This is a genomic window from Rhodococcus mengyinensis, assembly GCF_048381435.1.
Lineage (GTDB): Bacteria > Actinomycetota > Actinomycetes > Mycobacteriales > Mycobacteriaceae > Rhodococcus_F > Rhodococcus_F opacus_D.
Window position 1 is genome coordinate 1 of sequence record NZ_JBLWIT010000157.1, and the last position, 18,116, is coordinate 18,116.

Below are 18,116 nucleotides of genomic sequence, written 5' to 3' on the forward strand. Positions count from 1 at the left end.
GGATCAGGCTCTCACCTGCACATTTGATCGAAGCGTTCGATCCGGTCCCCCACACCCCAAAGAGGCTGGGAATGCGAGTGGATGCTCCCGACCCGTCGCCCACTCGCTTTCCCTCGCCGCTCCATGTCATACCCACATCATACCACCCCATCCCAACCCAACCCAAAGCAGGCAAAAACCTCAAAACATCCAAATCTATTGATCTACAACCGATTACGAACCTTACAACCTCATATTTGTGCACAACATTTGTAAAATGTTATCAACCAATTGATTACTCAAACATATTGCACATCAACAACTTTCAAAATCACATCCAAAACGGCTCCACAACGGACGAAACAGACACCCGCGCGCCCTCACGCCGGCACTCCCCAACACAGGTCGCCAGCGCCTCCACATCACAAACCGGGGACATGTCATCACACCAGGTCACAGCATCATTACAGCCCCACACCGGGACACGGCCCGCACCCCGAAAATCGGGTACGGGCCGCCATCACACCAAGCGGATTCAGCGCTTCGCCGGCGGTTCAGTCGGGAGTGAAGAACAGTTCCATTCCGATCATGAACCACGCCACCATTGCCGCCATCGGCACGAACGCGCACACCAACGGCACAGCGAACTGCCGGGCGGGCCGCCACGGAACCGTCATCAACCCGCACGCCACCACCACAACAGCTGGGCCCGCCCAGCTCACCCAATACGAGGCCGGCGGCGGATCAGGCCCGAACGAGATGAACGAGCCGCGCGGATACACCCGCGGCTGCACAACATCGCCGTAGTGCTGCCACAAGATCACCGCCGGCAGATAGCAGAAGAACCCCAGCAAAAGACCCGCGATGACGCCCAACGAAATCCGCAGCCCCTTTCCCGATCCCCCCGGGTGCTGCCTCGTCCACACCACCCATCATCGGCCCCGCCGATGACCGATCACCCCGGGACGTGTCATCTTCCCAGGTCAGAACGCTCCCCGAGGCCGCGGTTCTTCCCCCTCCATCCACGCGATCACATCAAACACCCGCAGCGCCGAGATCTCGTCGGGGAGGCCGAGGACGTTCGTCACCTTCGCCCGGCCGATCCCAGCACGCCCCAGGGAGGTTTCCAGGCCCCAGGCAGGCCACCGCGGGGTCAGCGGGACCGTTCGACGAAACCCAGTCCCGATCCAGGCCCACCGCCGCCAGAAGGGCGTTCAGCGCCTCCGCCTCAGTACCCAGGATCCACGGTCTGCGTCCAGGCTTGGTCCGGCGCAGCTTCGTCCCGATCAGCCGAGGCCGTCGCCGAATTTCTCGAGGTCGGCAAGCCAATTCCGGGCGCGACCAAGTGCCACGTCCCTGTCCGCGTCGTAGGTGTCGGGCCACTCGATCCCGTAATTGTCGATACGGCCGAGAATTTGTGCGGCAGTGACGATCCCGCCCTCCACCAGAGCCGCCACGAACACGCGGTCCTTCTCGCGACCAGCGATGGCCTTGGACGCACACAGGTCCACGGGATCGAGACAAAACCCCGTCCGCCCATATTCCGACCCGTCCTCGACCTTCACCGCGACCAGCCGGTTGTCCCATTGCCTCGGCAGTACCACCACGTCCTTGTGGATCCCCTCGACGTACACACCGAAAGACTCATGAAACGGTGAGCCTTCACCAAGCCGCCCGTTGAGCATGAGGATCTTTTCCACCACCGCCGGCGACGCCGGAGCGTCGATGCCGCTCCGCGGAAACACATCAACCTCACGCGACAACGTCGCGTACTCCGGCAACTCCGTCTCGTCATAGGACCCGAGAATCGACTGGGAGCCGAAGACAATCACCTGCCCCTCGTCGAGGTTCGCGCAGGCTGCCCTGATGACCTGCTCGAGCTCCCCGCGGTTCACCTCAGGACGAGCTCACGCAGCTCATCGAGGACCTTCATGCGTTCATCCTCGGTCAGCAGCACGTGCAACGGGGAAAGGTTACGCATCTCGTTCCCAGCCTCGTCGTCCGACTCGACGACCCGACGAAGCGTCTCGACGTCGTTGTCCTCGACGATCTGTTCCCACCGATCCAGGAAGTCGGTGAAATACGGGCTGCGACTCACATGCTCACGGACACTCTGAAGACTGCGGCGAACGCGGACGGTGTCGAGGGGCAGATGCTCGCGCTCGACCTTGTCCAAGATGGCGGTCTGCAGGAGCTTCTGACGGGTGACCTTCATGTTGATGACGGTCATCTCTCGCTCCCTCCTCGCTCAGGCCAACCACCGCTGCGGTCGGTGCCCACAGTGTACGGGTCCGGCCACCGTTTACCCAGGTCACCCCACGCACACGCAGCGACGACCCGACCACCATCCGCCGATCCGAACAACAGCTCACAGCAGACCCTCCGCGCTACCGCGATATCCCCGCAAGCGTGTACTTCGATGGCCGCGGTCTGGTGGCCTGGTGCGAGCCACCCGCGTGCAACGCACACTCCGGGACTTCTCCGACCAGTGGGGCGATGTCCTGTGAAGATGCAGCAGCGAGCCGACGTAGGCCGCTCGGCCACCGCCCTGCGAGCAGCACGCGCGTCGCTCGCCGGGGAGCCGGCAGCGTCCAATCGCGCCGAGACCCCGGGCACGGACGCAGGTCAGCTCGTTCGTGTCGATCGCTACGATCTCGGCGTGCACTCCTAGCGGTTCGCCCTACCGGTCGGCCGAGATGGAGCCGGCTCGAGTGCGCGTGCCCCTTGCACCCATGCCTTTCGTTCATGTCGATGGGCCAACCGGATGCTGAAATCTACCCACTATCGATTGCACGAGAGGCTTGTGAAATGCCGCGTTTCTACACCGTCGATCGACGGGGGACCCTGCACGAGGGACAAACCCTCGGACTCACCCGGTACGACGATGTGAACCCCCCACATCTGCAACGACACCTCGACGTGCTGTTCCCGGACGGCGTTGCAGCCCACGGTGAAAACAACTTCGTCAACGCAGATGTGCTCTTCCAGGTCACCGACCACTCCATCGAGCTGATCTGGGAAAATGTGCGTCGTGCGCACTACCCGACCGCGCCCTCTCGCTTCCAATCCGTCTTCGCCGTGGACACACTGGAACAAGCCCACACCTTCCGCACCGCATTAGACCCAACGGGCACCGCGACGATCTGGCAAGTGGAGACCGCTCACGACGGCTTCCGGGCAAACATGGATCTGCTTCGTACCCACGGCACCGCCCTGATGACCTCGTACCACGCCCACTGCTATTGGTTACAGCAGAACCCAGACCACGAGGTACCCGTGACATGGGAGATCCTGCTACCCCCACCTGTCCACGTAGTCGGTCCGGCCGAGTAGTCAGAACCGTTGTCTATCACGAGTTTCACACGCCGGTCGGATGTGCGGCCGACGCCGAGAACTCGGCAACCTCGACCGACAGGTCACTCCAGGTGCGCCCGCTCGCCCTTGTTCGCGGCCATAATTGGTGGCCGACACGCCGCACCACCCATCCGCGACCCCGGCCACCTCAGCCGCGGCCGGAATTCGTGACGATCAGTGGCCGAACCGGGGCCTACTCCGGTGAGCACACCCAGCCATCGACACGACGCGTGACGACGAGATCACTTCCCCGCCTAGCTTCCCAGCCGTGTCGATGGACTCCGACCGCCCGCAGGTCAGCGGCGGAAGTTCGACCGCTCGTCGGTCCGCATCGCCACAACCGCGGCGAACGCGGTCAGCAACAACATCATCAGCAACAGCACATTCACAGACACTCCCCCTCGTTTCAGCGTGCACCCGACGGACCGGCCGGACGACGGTCGGCGAACATGGCCTCGACCCTCGACTTGATCTCCGCGGTGCTCATCGACCCACCACCGCGGGGCGGACGTGCGGCGATCGGGGCAGTCCGGAGCGTCGAGACTGTAGGCAATGCATCCTCTTTCGTCGAAGGTCACCGGCGAGGGGAACAGTCACGGCGTGATACCCGCACCCCCGTCACAGATGATGTGAACTGCTTCACAATCACTGGCTCATGAAGTTGTACACCACAACGGAGAACTGCGCCAATCCACCTGTCCGACAGAATCTTCGGCAACTGCTACCTACTTGCCGGTAGGTACCTCCGGCGGGGCCGGACAGTCGACGTCGAGGACCCGGAGATCCCGCAACGGATCCAGGCGATGTACGCCGATCGAGACAATCCCAGGCCCGCCGGCACCGGCCAGAACCCACCCACGCTCTGACATGCCGGTGTTCCGGCCCGACGCCCGCCGATAGGACGCAGCTCCACCCCGATTGGTTCCACGAACACCCTGATTCGACACGGCGGGGCACACACTCGACGTGTATGCCCTCCTCGCAGGCGGCACCCACACCGATGCTGGCCACCCTCGGCGAGGTCCCGACCGGCCCGGGGTGGGCCCTCGAGTGGAAGTGGGACGGACAGCGCGCGATCGCCCTCGTTGCAGGCGGTCAGGGCCGCCTGTACAGCCGCAACGGCAACGAGAGACCACCCACTTCCTTCCCCGAACTCTCCGAAGCGCTCCCGGGGGGCGCTCAGCGGCCACGACGGCGTCGTCGACGGTGAGGTCGTCGCCCTCGACGAGCAGGGCCGACCGTCGTTCGCTCGGTTGCAGCGGCGAATGCACGCGCAGCGTCCGACGGCGCAGCTCCTCGCCGCGGCGCCGTTCGACGACCTCGACGTCGACGGCCAGTCCACGACCGCGCTGCCGTATCTCGAGCGCCGAACAGTGCTGGCCGATCTCGTGCAGCCGGGGCCACGGGTGCAGGTCCCGGCTGCACCAGACCGACATCGACGGCCGGCAGATGCTCGCGCTGGCACGCGAGCACGGACTCGAGGGGTGCGGTGGCCACACGCATCGACTCGCCCTACCGACCCGGCCGCCGCTCCCCCCACCTGGATCACACAATGCCGGCGTGCTCGGGCCGCTCGCGAACTCCGCTACGCCGCAATACCGAGGTCGTCGTGACCACCTGGGTCGACGGCGCCGGCACCGCCCGCGACGGGATCGGTTCCCTGCTCCTGGGCGCCCACGACGACAACCACCACCGACTGGTCTACATCGGCCACGTCGGAACAGGATTCAGCCAGCGGACCGGCGAGCGTTGCCGGCGAGCTCGCGCAGATCGAGCAGCCCACCAGCCCGCTCGCCACCGCCGTGCCGGCACGGGACGCCCGCGGCGCGCACTACGTCGAACCGAGGCTGGTCGGGATGTCGAGTACCGCGAGTTCGTCGGGAGCCTGCGCCACCCGAGCTGGAAGGGCCCGCGCGAGGACAAGACACCCGACGAGGTCGACCTACCCGGGGCGGCACTGACACCGCGCGGCACCCGCATTGTCGGCCACACACGGCACACTGACCGCCATGCAGACCCCACCCACGACGGACGCACCCGAAGCGGCCGCCGCCATCGCCGCACTCGGCGCCACCAGTCACGCCCTCGACAACCTGGCCACGCTGCCGGCCGCGTCGGGCCTCTACGCCTGGTGGGCAGCCCCCGACGTGTTCCCCCACCTCCCCGGACCAGCTCACCCCACCGACCCGTCAGTGCGGCTGCTCTACGTCGGTCTCGCAACGAACCTGCGCCGCCGGATCGGCAGCAATCACCTGCGCCGCAGCGGATCGTCCACCCTGCGCCGCACCCTCGCCGGGCTGCTCCTCGACGCCGAGGGCTACCAGACCCGCCGCACCGACCGCGTCGTCCTCCTCGACGAGGACGAGACCCGCCTGACCGCGTGGATGCACACCCACCTGCGACTGTCCTGGTGCCCGCACCCGACCCCCGCCGACGTCGAGGCCACCGTCATCGGCCAGTGGGCACCGCCGCTGAACATCGCCCACACCACCCCCGGACCCGTCCTCGCCGTCATCACCGCCGCACGCACCGCGTACAACACCAGCGCCTGACCACCACACACACGCACAACGCGCGGCCATCACATGGACCACGTCGCCTCCGACAACCGCGTCCACGGCAGGAACGCGCACACCCACGGGCACGACGAAGTCCACACGCGGATCGGCCGCGGCGATGCGGCCCGTGACGGCGACGACCTACGGGGTCATCTGCTCCCCGGTGACGAGGAAAATCACCCGGCGCCCGACCACGACGGCATGGTCGCCGAAGCGCTCGTAGAAACGCCCCAACAAGGTGACATCGACCGCGGCCGGGATAGTGCCAGTCCAGGCAGGATCCTCGATCACGGTGAGCAGCCGGCGATGCAGCTCGTCGAGCTGCTCGTGAAACTTCATCCGCATGCCCATCATCCTCGTGCACCTGTCGAAGACAGCACCGGGACGTGTCATCTCCCCTGTTCAGAGCCATCGCCGAGGCCGCGATTCTTGCCGTTCATCCACGCGATCACATCGAACACCCGCAGCGCGGAGATCTCTTCGGGGAGGCCGGCCGCCTTCCGGATCGACAGCAACCGGCGGTGCAACGCCCCGTCGTCGGCCCGACGCGCCTCCCTCACCGGGTTCAGATGTGATCGCTCCGTACCCAGGACCGCACCGACGACGGAGTCCCAGATCGGGTACAGCCGGGGGCGTTTGCGGGCGATCAACTTCGTTGCCTTCATCCCGGCCGATCCCCGGCAGCGCCCAGAGGGCCGTTTCCAGGTCCCAGGCGGGCCACCCCAGGGTCAGCGGGGCCGGTTCGTCGAACCGTCCCGATCCGGGCCTATCGCCGCCAGAAGGGCATTCAGCGCCTCCGCTTGGGTGTCGAGGATCGCCCGCGCCGCCTTCGGCGGGACCTCCCGCCGACAGGAACACCCGCCGCGACCAGATCGTCCGCCGTGAACCGATCCACCTCCCCCGCCCGGTCCCCGGTGCTCGACCAGGAATCGAAATGCGCCCCGACGTAGGCATCGTCGCCCAAGTACGGGCGGCCGTAATACCCCGTCAGCGCCGCGACCGCCGCAACATTCGAGTCGGTCGCAAGAGTGGTCGGCAGCCGCAATGTCATACCCCACACCAAAATCACCGAGACGGCAATGGGCGTGCCAGTGTTAATGCTTCCGCGAGGGCATTGCCACAACATTCCTTAGTGAGGTAGTGGGCTACATCATGGGGTCTTGAGCCATTGTCGACCCGCCAGGTAGGGGCTAAATGTGAATCCTCCGGACGGTCGCGATCGAAGACCGTTCGCAGGTCAGGTCGGGCTGCGACGATGTCGTCCGGTGCAGCGATGTTGACCCATTTGCGGATCGCCGCGGGGTATCCGGGAGGCTGGCCGAGACGCCTGTTAATCGCGGATAGGCCAAGTGGACTGCCGAGGGTAATCAGCAGGGGCAGCCGAGGGGTGGGAGGGTGAACCATCCCGGGTCCGATGCACACACTGTTATTTGTGTGCGACCGGTTGATCGGCACGTTCTGCAGCGTAGTACCTGGCCTCGTACTCGGTGGGTGGGATCCGCCCAAGGCGGTGCATCAGCCGGTCGGTGTTGTACCAGTGCACCCACGCCGAGGTGGCCTCCTCGACGTCGCTGACGGTGCGTAGCGGCCCGATGCGGAACGGGGAGTCGTCGGCGATGCACTCGGCCTTGTAGAGCCCGACCGTCGTCTCGGCGAGGGCGTTGTCGAAGGCGTCGGCCACCGACCCGATCGACGGCAGCAGTCCCTGCAGGAACAAGGTCTCCCCGAAGCGCAGAGCCGTATATTGGGCGAGTTCAACTGGTCGATGCAACACCGGGCTACTGGAGTGAGCGTAGCTGTTCGTCAAAGACCTCGGCGGGGGTTTTCCATCCGAGGACCTTCCGCGGCCTGTTGTTCACAGCCAAGGCAACCGCCTCGAGGTCCTCGGCGTTCCACCGAGAGAGGTCGGTTCCCTTCGGGAAGTATTGGCGCAGGAGGCCATTCGTGTTCTCGTTCGTCGGTCGCTGCCACGGCGAGTGTGGATCGGCGAAGAACACCCTCGTATCGGTATCGAGAGCGAACTGGGCATGTCCGGAGAGCTCCTTCCCGCGGTCCCAGGTGAGGGTCTTGCGGAGTTGTCCGGGGAGTCTCGTCATCGAGGCCGTCAGAGCGGCGTTCATCGCGACGGCGCCGTAACCGCCGAGCGATGTACCGTTCTTCACGGGTGGCTTCTCGCCCCAGCCTTCCAGTCGAGGAAGATGCACGAGGAGTGTGGATCGGCTGCTGCGCTCGACGAGGGTGCCGATCGCGGACCGGCCCGTCCCGATGATCAGATCACCCTCCCAGTGGCCGGGGACCGCACGATCAGCGGCTTCAGCCGGGCGTTGTGAGAGAACGACATCCGCGGTGACATGCCCTCGTGGCTTGTTCTGCGAACGTGCCCGAGGCTCCCGCAGCGCGCGGCCGGTACGCAGACACGTCACCAGCTCGCGTTTGAGGGCGCCGCGGCCCTCGATGAACAACGATTGGTAGATCGCCTCATGGCTGATGCGCATGGACTCATCATCCGGGAAGTCGATCTTCAGTCGTTGCGATATCTGCTCCGGGCTCCACGCCATCGCCCACTTCCTGTCCTGCCGATGCGGCTTGTTCAACCCCTTCCACACTGGTGTCACCGGGCCCGTGACAACGCTGCCGTCGGGGCGCCGAACGTTGCCGGCGAGCCGTTCCTGCACGTACTCATGCAACCTGTCGTTGCCCACCAGTTTCGCGGTCTTCGGACGCTTCGCGGCCTGCTGCGCCTTCCACTGCGCCACCAGGGCCCGGTAGACCTGATTACCGCTCCGGGTCGCCGCATTGCGGCGTAGCTCGCGTGAGATCGTCCCCGGGTCGCGTCCGATACGGCGGGCGATCTCGCGGACCCCGATGTCCTGAGCGCGTAGTATCGCGATCTCCTCGCGCTCGGCGAATGACAGGTAACGGCCCGTGGGTTCGTCCAGACTGATCGGTGACATCCCGCCAGCGTGACGGAACCAGCGGGAGCCGACCGGCCACGACACGCCAACAGCTTCCGCCGCCTGCACCGTCGTCACGCCCGAGGCGATCCGCCGCCAAAAGTCCCGCTGCACCGCACGCGACGGCTCCGGCCGGCCCGGTGAACGCATCGGAGGTCGCAACGCCCTGTCCGCCGCCCACTGCCGCCTGGTACCCACCGGCGCCTGAGATATCTGCTTGTTTTTGCGTCCCATCGCACACCTCCGTGATCGAGGTGTTGCGACGACCGGTTGAATCCGCCTTGCGACCCCGCGTCGCTGTGGTGAATAGTGTTTCCGCGCAATGGGTTACCTTGCATCGTCCGCAAGGTGCAGGCCTGGTTCACCGCCCGCTGCACGAACGCGGTCTCCTTCGACGTCGACACCTCCCAACCGACGATCGTGCCGGCGAACGCATCGATGACGAACGCCGTGTACGCGAAGCCGGACACCATCCGGACGTACGTGAAGTCCGCGACATAGAGCGCGTCGGGCCGATCGACCCGGAAGTTCCGGTCGACCAGATCCGGCGGCCGCGGCGCCGACGGCTCCGGCACGGTGGTGCGGACCCTCTTCGCCCTGCTGGCACCGCGCCACCCGTTGACGCGCATGAGCCGTTCGACGGTGCAGCGGGCCACCTCGATGCCCTGACGGCGCAGGTGGGCCCACATCTTCAACGAGCCGTACAGCGACTCCGGCCTGCGTCGACCGTGCTCGTCCCGCTCGACGTAGTAGGAGGCCAGCACCGCGGTGATGGTGGCGTCCCACAATGCCCGTTTCGACAACGGCCGGCTGCGCCAGGCGTAGAAGGTTCTCGGGGCGATCGTGCACCCGTGCTCGGTGAGCACCCGGCAGATCGGTACGACCCCGAACTGATCGCGGTGTTCGGCGATGAACCGGCAGATCACTTGCGTGGCGGGTCGCACTCCCGCGCGAAGAAAGACGTTGCAGCCTTCAATATTTCGATGGTCTTCTCGAGCTCGGCGTTCTTCCGCCGCAAAGCCCGCAGTTCGGCCTCAGCCTCCGATGCCGACGCAGCCGGGGTGCCGCCACCCGCCGCCTCGGCCTTGCGGACCCACACCCGCACCGTCTCCGTCTTCAGGGACATCCGCTCGGCGATCGTACGGATCGCCTCGTACTCCGAGGCGTACTCGTCACGGTGTTCGAGGACCAGGCGCACGGCCTTCTCCCGCACCTCGGCTGGATAGACATTCGGCATAAGGATCACCTTCCCAAGAAAGAAGGTGTGCATCAAACTCGGGACGATTCAGTTGACAGGCAACGCCAGAACTACGCCAAGGACATCCTTGAACGGGATCGCCAACGCCGACTTGAGGACGTGTCCGGATGGACCTGGAACTCGATCGACGATCAGTGGGACGAGGGGTTCGAACACCTACTGCGGTACGTCCTCGAGCATCAGGATGCCCGCGTAGCGTTCGATTACAACGCCACCGATCAATATGCCCTCGGCAAATGGGTCGCAAGACAGCGCGCCGCGTACACCAAGAGAACCCTCAACCCCGAACGCCAACGCAGACTCGAAGAAGTACCCGGATGGACATGGGACCCCCTCGCCGACAAGTGGGAGGAAGGGTTCAAACACCTGGCCGACTTCGTCGAGACCCACGGTCACGCCCGCGTCCCCTACGGGTACAAGGCGAATGAGTACGGGCTCGGCAGCTGGGTGAGAAAGCAACGCGCCAGATACCTCTCAAGAAACCTCGACCCCGACCGCCAACACCGCCTCCAGAACCTGAACGGCTGGGAATGGGAAACATCATCGCGCTAGGTTGCTTCACTCACTGTACCGAGTGGCAGTCATTCGCTTGAGCGCCTGCACAGGCTCCCTTTCTCGTCCACGAATACTATTGCCTCACAACATCGGCACCCTGACCGTAATTGGTCGCTCACACCCATGTAGGGCGCACGAGCACGGACCGAGCGGAAGAACCCGGCATCGAGCCAGACGCCCCAACCAACGGCCAAACCCCCGCGTAAGGAGCCGAACCGGCACCTCACGACCTCCCCACCTCCCCAGGTAGTTGAACCACCGCACGCCAGACCCCGGAAGCGTGTCGCGGCGCCGGACCCTCTAATCTTGCGAGCCGAACACCCAGAACATGAGGAAAGCAGCAGGCATGGCCACCGACTACGACGCCCCCAGAGTCACCGAATCCGACGAGGCGGACACCTCCCTCGAACAGCTGACCGCCAGCCGGAAAGACACCCAGTCCCCCGCCGTGGACGTCGAAGACACCGACACCGCCGAATCGTTCGAGCTGCCCGGCGCGGACCTGTCCGGTGAAGAACTCACCGTCCGCGTCATCCCGAAGCAGGCCGATGAATTCACCTGCACCAGTTGCTTCCTGGTCCACCACCGCAGCCGCCTCGCCGACGCTGGGCAACAACTCTGCCGCGACTGCGCCTGAACACCTCGGACCCACCGAGAAGCGCGGCCGCCCTCGGATTGGTCGGCCATCGCACACCCTGGATACCGACGCCACGATCTGGTTCGCTCTTCAAAGGGCCTCCCTGCGGGCCCGAGGCAGCACGCGGGTGGGGCGGGCGGGCTCGTATCCGCGACCAACCGATTATGAGTCCACGGCTCTCACCGACTGAGCTACCGCCCCATCACCGCATTACCCCGCTCTCGCGGGACCTGGCGATGGTATCTCCACACCGCTGACCGTCCCGCTCATGCCCGGGGGGACGGTCTTCACGCGCGCCCGAAGAGCTGCCGCACGCCCCCGTCCTCGTCGACCGCGTACAACGCCATCCCCAACAGATCCAGAATCCGCTGCGGTGCCCGCACCGCGGCGTCCACCGATCGCGGCTCGTCCCTCACGACCAGCGCAAACGACACTGACTGATCCGCCTCGCTCGGCATCCGCCGCACCAGCTGACCGATGGCGGTATCGACATCCAAATCCGGCGCGGCGGTCGCAGCCTTGACCTCGACGTAGAGCAGGTGGCCGTCCTTCTCGGCGACGATGTCGACGACATCCTCATCGGTGCGGACTACCCAGCCCTGAGATGACAACCATTCCGCGAAGTCCCGGACCACGCGAGCCTCATCACCTGCCATACCGGACACGGTAAGCCAGAAAACCGTCAGTTCCGAACAACACCACAGCACAAAACACGTCCGGTGCGGCACGCGACGACCCAGGAATACCCCGGCAGATCGTGCGGTGAGATCGACGTAACCCTCAGGACCTCATTTGGTACGGGGCGACAGTTCTTGGCACCGACACTCACCCAGCAGGTGCCAGCGGAACTCCCATCGGCCCCTCGGTGCACACTGTCGACCAGCGCTCGTGAATGCGAACTCCCGTGCCAGTCGCACCGACCGTCCGCCCGCGTTCATGGCTGTGACACAGGCGCGCTCATCGCCGGTGAGTGTGGCTTCGAAGAGACAGGCAAGTGGGTCACGCTCAAGAGCGGACACCACTCGGTTCAGCCGCCCACAGCCGGCAACTTTGCCGCAGCGTCATGGAAGGCACGCACGATTGCGGCCGAAATCCGACCGCGGAAGGACACTTCACGGCCCTCCTTGATCGCCCACTCTCGAATCTCCTTGGCCGTCTTCTTCGCCGGAGCCGTGCCCGCCGCCGCTCCCTCCACCGGAGCCTCCTCCTCGACAACCTTCTCCGCGGCCTTCATCTCCCCGGCAGTCTTCCCCGCTGCTGTCTTCCCCGCTGCCGTCTTCTTCGCCGGAGCCGTACCCGCCGCCGCTCCCTCCACCGGAGCCTCCTTCTCGACGACCTTCTCCACGGCCGTCTTCTTCGCAGTCGTCTTCGTCGGCCCTGTCGTCTTCACCGGAGACTTCTTCGCGGCCGTTTTCTTCGCGGGAGCCTTCCCCGCGACTATCTTCTCTGCGGCCGCCTTCTTCACCGGCGCCGCTTTTGCCTGAGCCTTCGTCGCCTGATCGTCATGGAAAGCTTGCTCGATCTCGGCCGAAATCCGGCCGCGGGGAGACACTTCGCGACCCTCTCCGATCGCCCACTCTCGAATCTCCTTGGTCGTCGTCTTCGCCGGAGACTTGCTCACCGCCGGTACCTTCGTGGCGACAATCTTCTCCACAGTCGTCGACTTCGCCCCTGCCGCTTTCGCCGGAGACTTCCTCGCAGACGCCTTCTTCTCAGACGCCTTCTTCGCCGGAGCCTTCTTCGCGGCCGTTTTCTTCGCCGGAGACTTCTTCGCGGCCGTTTTCTTCGCGGGAGCCTTCTCCCCGACTATCTTCTCTGCGGCCGCCTTCTTCACCGGCGCCGCTTTTGCCTGAGCCTTCGTCGCCTGAGCGTCATGGAAAGCTTGCTCGATCTCGGCCGAAATCCGGCCGCGGGGAGACACTTCGCGACCCTCTCCGATCGCCCACTCTCGAATCTCCTTGGTCGTCGTCTTCGCCGGAGACTTGCTCACCGCCGGTACCTTCGTGGCGACAATCTTCTCCACAGTCGTCGACTTCGCCCCTGCCGCTTTCGCCGGAGACTTCCTCGCAGACGCCTTCTTCTCAGACGCCTTCTTCGCAGCCGTCTTCTTCGGCCCTGTCGTCTTCGCGGCCGTCGTCTTCGCGGCCGTCTTCTTCGCCGGCGCCGCTTTTGCCTGAACCTTCGTCGCCTGAGCGTCATGGAAAGCTTGCTCGATGTCGGCCGAGATGCGACCGCGGGGTGACACTTCGCGACCCTCTCGGATCGCCCACTCGCGGATCTCCTTGGTTGTCCCCTTCGCCGAACCTTCGGAATTTCTCGGTGATACCGCCATCGTGCTCTCCTTCTACGTCAGGGCAATCGTCGAACGCACACAGTAACGGCAGGCTCGTCCCGGAAATGAGGAAGCTCACCGGACTAACAATTCACCGTCTCAAGACATTGTCCATGTGGGCAGAGCAAACAAGATCCTCGTCGAGCTCAAAATCAATCGCACCGAGCTTCATGCAGGACGAGCACGACTCACCCCGACAGGGACTATTCTCCACCGAAATCCCGAAATTCCTTCGGCAGCTGCAGTATTGGAGTGGTCGACACTGCCGAGTCCGGTGTTCACGGTGCCGAGCAGGGTGTGCGCCTGACGGCCTTACACCTACTCACCGAAGACTGTGCCGCAATTCCGGCGGTGCAGCGCCTCCCGGACTCGGGTCACAGCGGCACCGAACCTTACCTCGCGAAGGCCGCGCGCCGGCCACATCCCCAGCAGCCCGGAGAACACCGCCGTGGCCGTGCCACCACACTCGGAGTGTGGTCACCCACAGCCGGCATCATTCTCTTCCGCACCGCACTCACACGGTTCACCCGAAACCGACTGCGGCGGCGTGCACGCAAGTGATGAAGGGGATCGACGATGGAACCGCACGAACCGCACAACCTCAATCCAGGGCCAGGCCCCGATCCGTCCCGGGTCGCCGTGGTGGTCGCCGGTGCCGGAGCGCGCGGAGCCTACGAGGCCGGCGTTCTGTCCGTCGTCGTGCCATTCCTGCGCGCGGCCGGCATCACACCGGATCTGTTCATCGGCACCAGCGCCGGAGCGATCAATGCGACGCTGTTCGCCGCCGGCGCCCACCTGCCAGCCGACGAGCAGGCCGCCGCCGCCCTCGCGGTCTGGCGGAGCGTGGACATCGACGACGTGTTCCGGCCACTGATGTACAGCGGACCCGCCACGATCGCACGCTGGACCGGTCAGCTCTGCGGAATACCGGGGATTCGCCTGACGAGTCTGGTCGACACCACGCCACTGGCCCGGACCGCCCACCGATTGGTCGACTGGCGACAGCTCGCAGCGAACCTCGACGACCGACGGACGTCGCTGGCGGTGGTGACTACCTCGGCCGCCGACAACCGGACGGTGGTCTTCGTCGATAGGAACGGTGCCGACCCGCTCCCGCCACCGGACGCCAACCGCGCGATCGACTACCGCGATGTGCGGGTCACCGCCGAGCACGTCCGGGCCTCCGCCGCGATTCCGGCACTGTTCCCCGCGGTCGAAGTATCCACCCCCAACGATGCGCGAGGCTGGTACGCGGACGGTGGGATCCGGCTCAACGCCCCACTCAAACCGGCGCTGTCCCTGGGCGCGCACAAGTTGGTCGTCGTCGCCACCCACCCGGCGGTCTACCCCCCAGTGCCCAACACCGGCGAGGAGCCGGGACCACCGGATGTCGACGACATGGTCGTGCGGGTGCTCGATGCCGCTCTGGTCGATCGGATGGTCGAGGATCTGCGCACCCTCGGCAAGATCAACGAATTCGTCGCCGATGGTCGCCGGACCGGCACCACCACTACGTCGATGTGCCCTACCTGTTCTTCGGCCCCGAGACGCGCGGTTGCCTCGGCACCCTCGCCGCCGAGACATTCGACGACCGGAACCGGTGGCCGGCCGGCGCATGGCGCATGCTTCGCAATCCGGACCTACTGCTCCTGGGACGACTGCTCGGTGGCGACGGCGCCCGCCGCGGAGACCTCCTCAGCTACCTGCTCTTCGACCGCGGATTCATCAACGCCGCAATCTGTATGGGACGACGGGACGCACACCTGCTCCTGGCAGGCACAGACCAACCACCCTGGCTCACCGGAGCGCCGAAGCACGTCCCGCCCCAGCGGATCTCCGTCCACGCCGCAATGCAGACGCACGGCGCAGGAATCGGCGCCGAGACCACCGACACTGCCTGATCGGATCCTTATCTGCTCGCACTTCCCGGCGAGGTCGACCTCGGGCGCGGCGGTCGCGTCGCGGACGGTGGCCACGAACTGTGCCAGCTGGCCGGCGCTGACCGTCATGTCCTCGGTTCCGTAGTTGTCGCCCCCAGGCTCGCCGCCGTAATTGAGCGCGAACACGCAGTACCCCGCGGCGGCCAGTCGCGGACCGAGCGCCGCCCAGTCCGAGTACGCGTTCGAGTCCGTGCCGTCCACCAGCACCACTGGTCTCGGATGCACGGCGGTGGGGGTGCAGGTGAAGTCGTTGACGCCGGGCGGAACCGATCCCGGGTGCTGCCGCGCGTACCGGGCGGCATCGTGATGCGTAATGTGGGCGGGACCGGCTCGGTCCGGGACCTGCCACACCGAAATCGCCCCGGGTAGGTCCGGAACCTCCTCCGCCGCCGCGACCGGCGCCCAAAGAACGCTCATCGCCAGCCCCATGCCCAACGCAGCGCCCGCGCGGCCGTTCACCTCGTCTGTCGATGTGCCCGCATCCTGTCGCCCCCTGCCCTACATTCGCGACCCGAATATTCGTGCCGACAAACCTAAGCACCGCTGAACCGAATCAGCTCCGGGGACAGTGTGGAATATGTTGAGCGCAAACACCATTAGGTCGAATCGTCCAGTTCCGCTGGGTCGCGTCGACCGGAGCGCCGGGGTCCCTCGCTCCCGTGCTGCTCTTCCTGGTGCCCGCGTTCGTGTTGCTGGTCAACTGCCACACGATCGACTCCCGGCACCGCCCGAGGAGAATACGATCCGGATGCCCCGGGAGTGCCTTATGGCGCGACCGAGGTCCGCAGGATGCCCGACGGCGTCGGTCTCAGGACGCGGCTCAGCTGATCGAGCGGCACCGGCGTTTCGACCACTTCGTCCCACGGGTAGGTGTGTCGGGTGGCGTCGAGGAATCCGACAGCCTCGGCGAGGTGCCGAGGCTCGTAACTGTGACGTTATTCGATGGAAGTGGGCCGAGTGTGAGGGTCATGTCTCACCCGCCGCCACCCTTGTGTGCACCCCCGGGGGTCAGTCCCGTCGGCGCGCAGCGTCGGCGTCGAGCTGCGCGGCGAGCAATTGCGCCAAGTGGTCACCGCGACGATCGGTCAGATCCGACAACTGGGTCCGGCAGGAGTAGCCGTCGGCCAGGATCGTGGTGTCCGCGTCCGCCCCGGCCACGGCGGGCAGGAGGTGCTGCTCGGCGACCGCCACCGACACCTCGTAATGCCCCTTCTCCACCCCGAAGTTGCCGGCCAATCCGCAGCATCCGCCCAGCCGCTGAACCTGCGCGCCTGCCCTCTCGAGAAGCTGAGCGTCCGGACTCCATCCCATCACCGAATGATGGTGGCAGTGCGGCTGCGCGACAACGGACTTGCCTTCGAGAGACGGCGGTTCCCACCCTCGGTCCGTCAACAGTTCCGCGAGGGTGCGGGTTGCGTCGGCGACCGGTTCGGCCGCCGACCTACCGAGCAGTTCCGCGGCGTCCGAGCGCAACACACCCGTGCAGGACGGCTCCATTCCGACGATCGGAATTCCGGCCGCGGCACTACCGGACAGTGCATCCACGGTGTGGCCGAGGATCTTCTTCGCCGCGGTGAGCTGCCCGGTGGAGATCCAGGTGAGCCCGCAACACTGCTGCTTGTCGGTCAGTTGCGGCCGGTAGCCGGCGGCCTCGAGCACCTTCACCGTGGCGTGCCCGACCTCGGGGGTGAAGTAGTTGGTGAACGAGTCCACGAACAGCAGCACCGGGTCACCGGTCGTGACGCGGTCGTTCTCCGTGGCCTTGAACCAGGACCGGAACGTCTGCTTCGCGAACGGTGGGATGGTGCGGCGCTCGTCCACTCCGGCCGACGACAACGCCAGCGGTCCGATGCCGGGAACGCGCATCGCGGCGTTGACCAGACCGGGCGCGTGGCTGGCGATCTTCGCCCAGCGCGGAAGCCATCCCAGCGAGTAGTGCGAGGCGGGGCGGATGCGGCCCTTGTAGCTCTGGTGCAGCACTTCGGATTTGAACGCGGCCATGTCGACACCGGTCGGGCAGTCCGAGGAGCACCCCTTACAGGACAGACACAGGTCGAGGGCGTCGTGAACCTCGGGCGATCGCCAGCCACCGTCGATGTCGGTGCCGTTGATCATCTCCTGCAGCACGCGCGCCCGGCCGCGGGTGGAGTCCTTCTCCTCCCGGGTCGCCTGATACGACGGACACATCACTGCCCCGGTGGCGGTGTTGTCGGCCCGGCATTTTCCGACGCCGGTGCAGCGGTGCACCGCCTGGGTGAAATCTCCGTCGTCGTGGTGGTAGGCCAGGGCCAGGTTGCGGCGCAGGAGTGGGGCTGCGGGAATGCGCAGGTCCGCGTCGACCGGGTGGGGGTCGACCACCACTCCGGGGTTGAGGATGTTGTCCGGGTCGAAGACGTGCTTGACGGCAGCAAAGAGTTTCATCGCGTCCGGTGAGTACATCAGCGGCAATAGTTCGCTGCGGGCGCGGCCGTCCCCGTGCTCACCGGACAGGGATCCGCCGTAGCCGGCGACGAGTGTGCTCGCCGCGACCAGGAAGTCCCGGAAGATGC

At 65.8% G+C, this 18,116-nt stretch carries 19 protein-coding genes, 4 pseudogenes and 1 other annotated feature; of the genes and pseudogenes, 9 read left to right on the plus strand and 14 right to left on the minus strand.

The annotated features are described in order from the left end of the window. Positions 1-533: 533 nt before the first annotated feature. The 3 genes from ACNJ7E_RS41895 to ACNJ7E_RS41905 all read right to left on the minus strand — a co-directional run bounded on the left by ACNJ7E_RS41895 (position 534) and on the right by ACNJ7E_RS41905 (position 2,209). Positions 534-854 (minus strand): hypothetical protein, encoded by a 321-nt coding sequence (locus ACNJ7E_RS41895; RefSeq protein ID WP_237737283.1) that lies wholly within the window; start codon positions 852-854, stop codon positions 534-536. A 411-nt stretch (positions 855-1,265) separates the two neighbouring features. Next, entirely contained in the window at positions 1,266-1,874 is a 609-nt protein-coding gene (locus ACNJ7E_RS41900; protein ID WP_202715294.1) for a hypothetical protein, read from the minus strand. Further along, positions 1,871-2,209: a hypothetical protein gene (locus tag ACNJ7E_RS41905; protein ID WP_007298007.1), complete on the minus strand. Its 339-nt coding sequence runs from the start codon at positions 2,207-2,209 to the stop codon at positions 1,871-1,873. Before ACNJ7E_RS41905 ends, ACNJ7E_RS41900 begins: the two co-directional genes overlap by 4 nt. A gap of 279 nt (positions 2,210-2,488) precedes the next feature. On the opposite strand from ACNJ7E_RS41905, the gene ACNJ7E_RS41910 reads away from it, so the two are divergent. Beyond that, positions 2,489-2,650 carry a hypothetical protein gene (locus tag ACNJ7E_RS41910; protein ID WP_157234263.1) on the plus strand — a complete coding sequence of 54 codons (162 nt, stop codon included), beginning with the start codon at positions 2,489-2,491 and terminating at the stop codon, positions 2,648-2,650. Between the two features lie 137 nt (positions 2,651-2,787). Then, positions 2,788-3,312 carry a DUF2441 domain-containing protein gene (locus ACNJ7E_RS41915; RefSeq protein ID WP_007298006.1) on the plus strand — a complete coding sequence of 175 codons (525 nt, stop codon included), beginning with the start codon at positions 2,788-2,790 and terminating at the stop codon, positions 3,310-3,312. A 427-nt stretch (positions 3,313-3,739) separates the two neighbouring features. On the opposite strand, the gene ACNJ7E_RS41920 is transcribed toward ACNJ7E_RS41915, so the two are convergent. After that, positions 3,740-3,886, minus strand: a complete 147-nt coding sequence (locus ACNJ7E_RS41920; protein ID WP_167332375.1) for a hypothetical protein — start codon at positions 3,884-3,886, stop codon at positions 3,740-3,742. Positions 3,887-4,303: 417 nt separating this feature from the next. Here ACNJ7E_RS41920 and ACNJ7E_RS41925 point away from each other — a divergent pair, with 417 nt between their 5' ends. Next, positions 4,304-4,543, plus strand: a complete 240-nt coding sequence (locus tag ACNJ7E_RS41925) for an ATP-dependent DNA ligase (RefSeq protein WP_157234262.1) — start codon at positions 4,304-4,306, stop codon at positions 4,541-4,543. Positions 4,544-4,918: 375 nt separating this feature from the next. Here ACNJ7E_RS41925 and ACNJ7E_RS41930 read toward each other — a convergent pair whose 3' ends face one another. After that, the gene (locus ACNJ7E_RS41930) at positions 4,919-5,047 is read right to left on the minus strand and encodes a hypothetical protein (protein ID WP_337460052.1); all 129 of its coding nucleotides are present in this window, start codon (positions 5,045-5,047) and stop codon (positions 4,919-4,921) included. Here ACNJ7E_RS41930 and ACNJ7E_RS41935 point away from each other — a divergent pair. Beyond that, a pseudogene (locus ACNJ7E_RS41935) lies at positions 5,030-5,197 on the plus strand (hypothetical protein); the annotation flags it as partial. The gene ACNJ7E_RS41930 and the pseudogene ACNJ7E_RS41935 sit on opposite strands and share 18 nt — an antisense overlap. Positions 5,198-5,342: 145 nt before the next feature. Further along, positions 5,343-5,885 (plus strand): GIY-YIG nuclease family protein, encoded by a 543-nt coding sequence (locus tag ACNJ7E_RS41940; protein ID WP_039951575.1) that lies wholly within the window; start codon positions 5,343-5,345, stop codon positions 5,883-5,885. A 147-nt stretch (positions 5,886-6,032) separates the two neighbouring features. Here the strand turns inward: ACNJ7E_RS41940 and ACNJ7E_RS41945 are convergent. The 6 genes and pseudogenes from ACNJ7E_RS41945 to ACNJ7E_RS41970 form a co-directional block, all read right to left on the minus strand. After that, positions 6,033-6,218 (minus strand): annotated as a pseudogene (locus tag ACNJ7E_RS41945) (phosphate transport system regulatory protein PhoU); the annotation flags it as partial. A 62-nt stretch (positions 6,219-6,280) separates the two neighbouring features. Further along, on the minus strand, positions 6,281-6,556 hold the full coding sequence (locus tag ACNJ7E_RS41950) for a DUF6308 family protein (protein WP_237720459.1): 276 nt from the start codon (positions 6,554-6,556) through the stop codon (positions 6,281-6,283). A 122-nt stretch (positions 6,557-6,678) separates the two neighbouring features. After that, positions 6,679-7,017, minus strand: coding sequence for a DUF6308 family protein (locus tag ACNJ7E_RS41955; RefSeq protein ID WP_418342554.1), 339 nt, complete (start codon positions 7,015-7,017; stop codon positions 6,679-6,681). 300 nt (positions 7,018-7,317) lie between these two features. After that, positions 7,318-7,641: pseudogene (locus tag ACNJ7E_RS41960) on the minus strand (integrase core domain-containing protein); the annotation flags it as partial. Between the two features lie 28 nt (positions 7,642-7,669). Next, positions 7,670-8,995 carry an IS30 family transposase gene (locus ACNJ7E_RS41965; protein WP_418342555.1) on the minus strand — a complete coding sequence of 442 codons (1,326 nt, stop codon included), beginning with the start codon at positions 8,993-8,995 and terminating at the stop codon, positions 7,670-7,672. A gap of 83 nt (positions 8,996-9,078) precedes the next feature. Next, positions 9,079-10,082: pseudogene (locus tag ACNJ7E_RS41970) on the minus strand (IS3 family transposase); the annotation flags it as partial. Next, positions 9,679-9,810, minus strand: a sequence feature (AL1L pseudoknot). Its footprint overlaps the pseudogene before it by 132 nt. Positions 10,083-10,202: 120 nt before the next feature. Here ACNJ7E_RS41970 and ACNJ7E_RS41975 point away from each other — a divergent pair. Both ACNJ7E_RS41975 and ACNJ7E_RS41980 read left to right on the plus strand, forming a co-directional pair. Next, positions 10,203-10,655, plus strand: coding sequence for a helicase associated domain-containing protein (locus ACNJ7E_RS41975; protein ID WP_418342556.1), 453 nt, complete (start codon positions 10,203-10,205; stop codon positions 10,653-10,655). A gap of 349 nt (positions 10,656-11,004) precedes the next feature. After that, positions 11,005-11,295, plus strand: coding sequence for a DUF4193 domain-containing protein (locus ACNJ7E_RS41980; protein WP_007300005.1), 291 nt, complete (start codon positions 11,005-11,007; stop codon positions 11,293-11,295). Between the two features lie 287 nt (positions 11,296-11,582). On the opposite strand, the gene ACNJ7E_RS41985 is transcribed toward ACNJ7E_RS41980, so the two are convergent. Both ACNJ7E_RS41985 and ACNJ7E_RS41990 read right to left on the minus strand, forming a co-directional pair. Continuing rightward, positions 11,583-11,930 carry a hypothetical protein gene (locus ACNJ7E_RS41985; RefSeq protein WP_418342560.1) on the minus strand — a complete coding sequence of 116 codons (348 nt, stop codon included), beginning with the start codon at positions 11,928-11,930 and terminating at the stop codon, positions 11,583-11,585. A 392-nt stretch (positions 11,931-12,322) separates the two neighbouring features. Next, positions 12,323-13,627 carry an Lsr2 family DNA-binding protein gene (locus ACNJ7E_RS41990; RefSeq protein ID WP_418342557.1) on the minus strand — a complete coding sequence of 435 codons (1,305 nt, stop codon included), beginning with the start codon at positions 13,625-13,627 and terminating at the stop codon, positions 12,323-12,325. 576 nt (positions 13,628-14,203) lie between these two features. Here ACNJ7E_RS41990 and ACNJ7E_RS41995 point away from each other — a divergent pair. Together ACNJ7E_RS41995 and ACNJ7E_RS42000 are read left to right on the plus strand one after the other, a co-directional pair. Further along, on the plus strand, positions 14,204-15,652 hold the full coding sequence (locus ACNJ7E_RS41995; RefSeq protein WP_418342558.1) for a patatin-like phospholipase family protein: 1,449 nt from the start codon (positions 14,204-14,206) through the stop codon (positions 15,650-15,652). Positions 15,653-15,679: 27 nt separating this feature from the next. After that, positions 15,680-15,874, plus strand: a complete 195-nt coding sequence (locus ACNJ7E_RS42000) for a hypothetical protein (protein ID WP_039951636.1) — start codon at positions 15,680-15,682, stop codon at positions 15,872-15,874. A 701-nt stretch (positions 15,875-16,575) separates the two neighbouring features. Here ACNJ7E_RS42000 and ACNJ7E_RS42005 read toward each other — a convergent pair. After that, a partial coding sequence (locus ACNJ7E_RS42005; protein WP_418342559.1) for a (Fe-S)-binding protein occupies positions 16,576-18,116 on the minus strand: 1,541 nt, incomplete at its 5' end.

What these genes read in the sequence shown, in the direction of transcription:
- ACNJ7E_RS41905 (WP_007298007.1), bottom strand. Translation starts at nt 2,209, where the DNA reads ATGACCGTCATCAACATGAAGGTCACCCGTCAGAAGCTCCTGCAGACC.
- ACNJ7E_RS41910 (WP_157234263.1), top strand. Translation starts at nt 2,489, where the DNA reads ATGCAGCAGCGAGCCGACGTAGGCCGCTCGGCCACCGCCCTGCGAGCA.
- ACNJ7E_RS41915 (WP_007298006.1), top strand. Translation starts at nt 2,788, where the DNA reads ATGCCGCGTTTCTACACCGTCGATCGACGGGGGACCCTGCACGAGGGA.
- ACNJ7E_RS41925 (WP_157234262.1), top strand. Translation starts at nt 4,304, where the DNA reads ATGCCCTCCTCGCAGGCGGCACCCACACCGATGCTGGCCACCCTCGGC.
- ACNJ7E_RS41940 (WP_039951575.1), top strand. Translation starts at nt 5,343, where the DNA reads ATGCAGACCCCACCCACGACGGACGCACCCGAAGCGGCCGCCGCCATC.
- ACNJ7E_RS41950 (WP_237720459.1), bottom strand. Translation starts at nt 6,556, where the DNA reads ATGAAGGCAACGAAGTTGATCGCCCGCAAACGCCCCCGGCTGTACCCG.
- ACNJ7E_RS41955 (WP_418342554.1), bottom strand. Translation starts at nt 7,017, where the DNA reads ATGTTGTGGCAATGCCCTCGCGGAAGCATTAACACTGGCACGCCCATT.
- ACNJ7E_RS41965 (WP_418342555.1), bottom strand. Translation starts at nt 8,995, where the DNA reads ATGCGTTCACCGGGCCGGCCGGAGCCGTCGCGTGCGGTGCAGCGGGAC.
- ACNJ7E_RS41980 (WP_007300005.1), top strand. Translation starts at nt 11,005, where the DNA reads ATGGCCACCGACTACGACGCCCCCAGAGTCACCGAATCCGACGAGGCG.
- ACNJ7E_RS41990 (WP_418342557.1), bottom strand. Translation starts at nt 13,627, where the DNA reads ATGGCGGTATCACCGAGAAATTCCGAAGGTTCGGCGAAGGGGACAACC.
- ACNJ7E_RS41995 (WP_418342558.1), top strand. Translation starts at nt 14,204, where the DNA reads ATGGAACCGCACGAACCGCACAACCTCAATCCAGGGCCAGGCCCCGAT.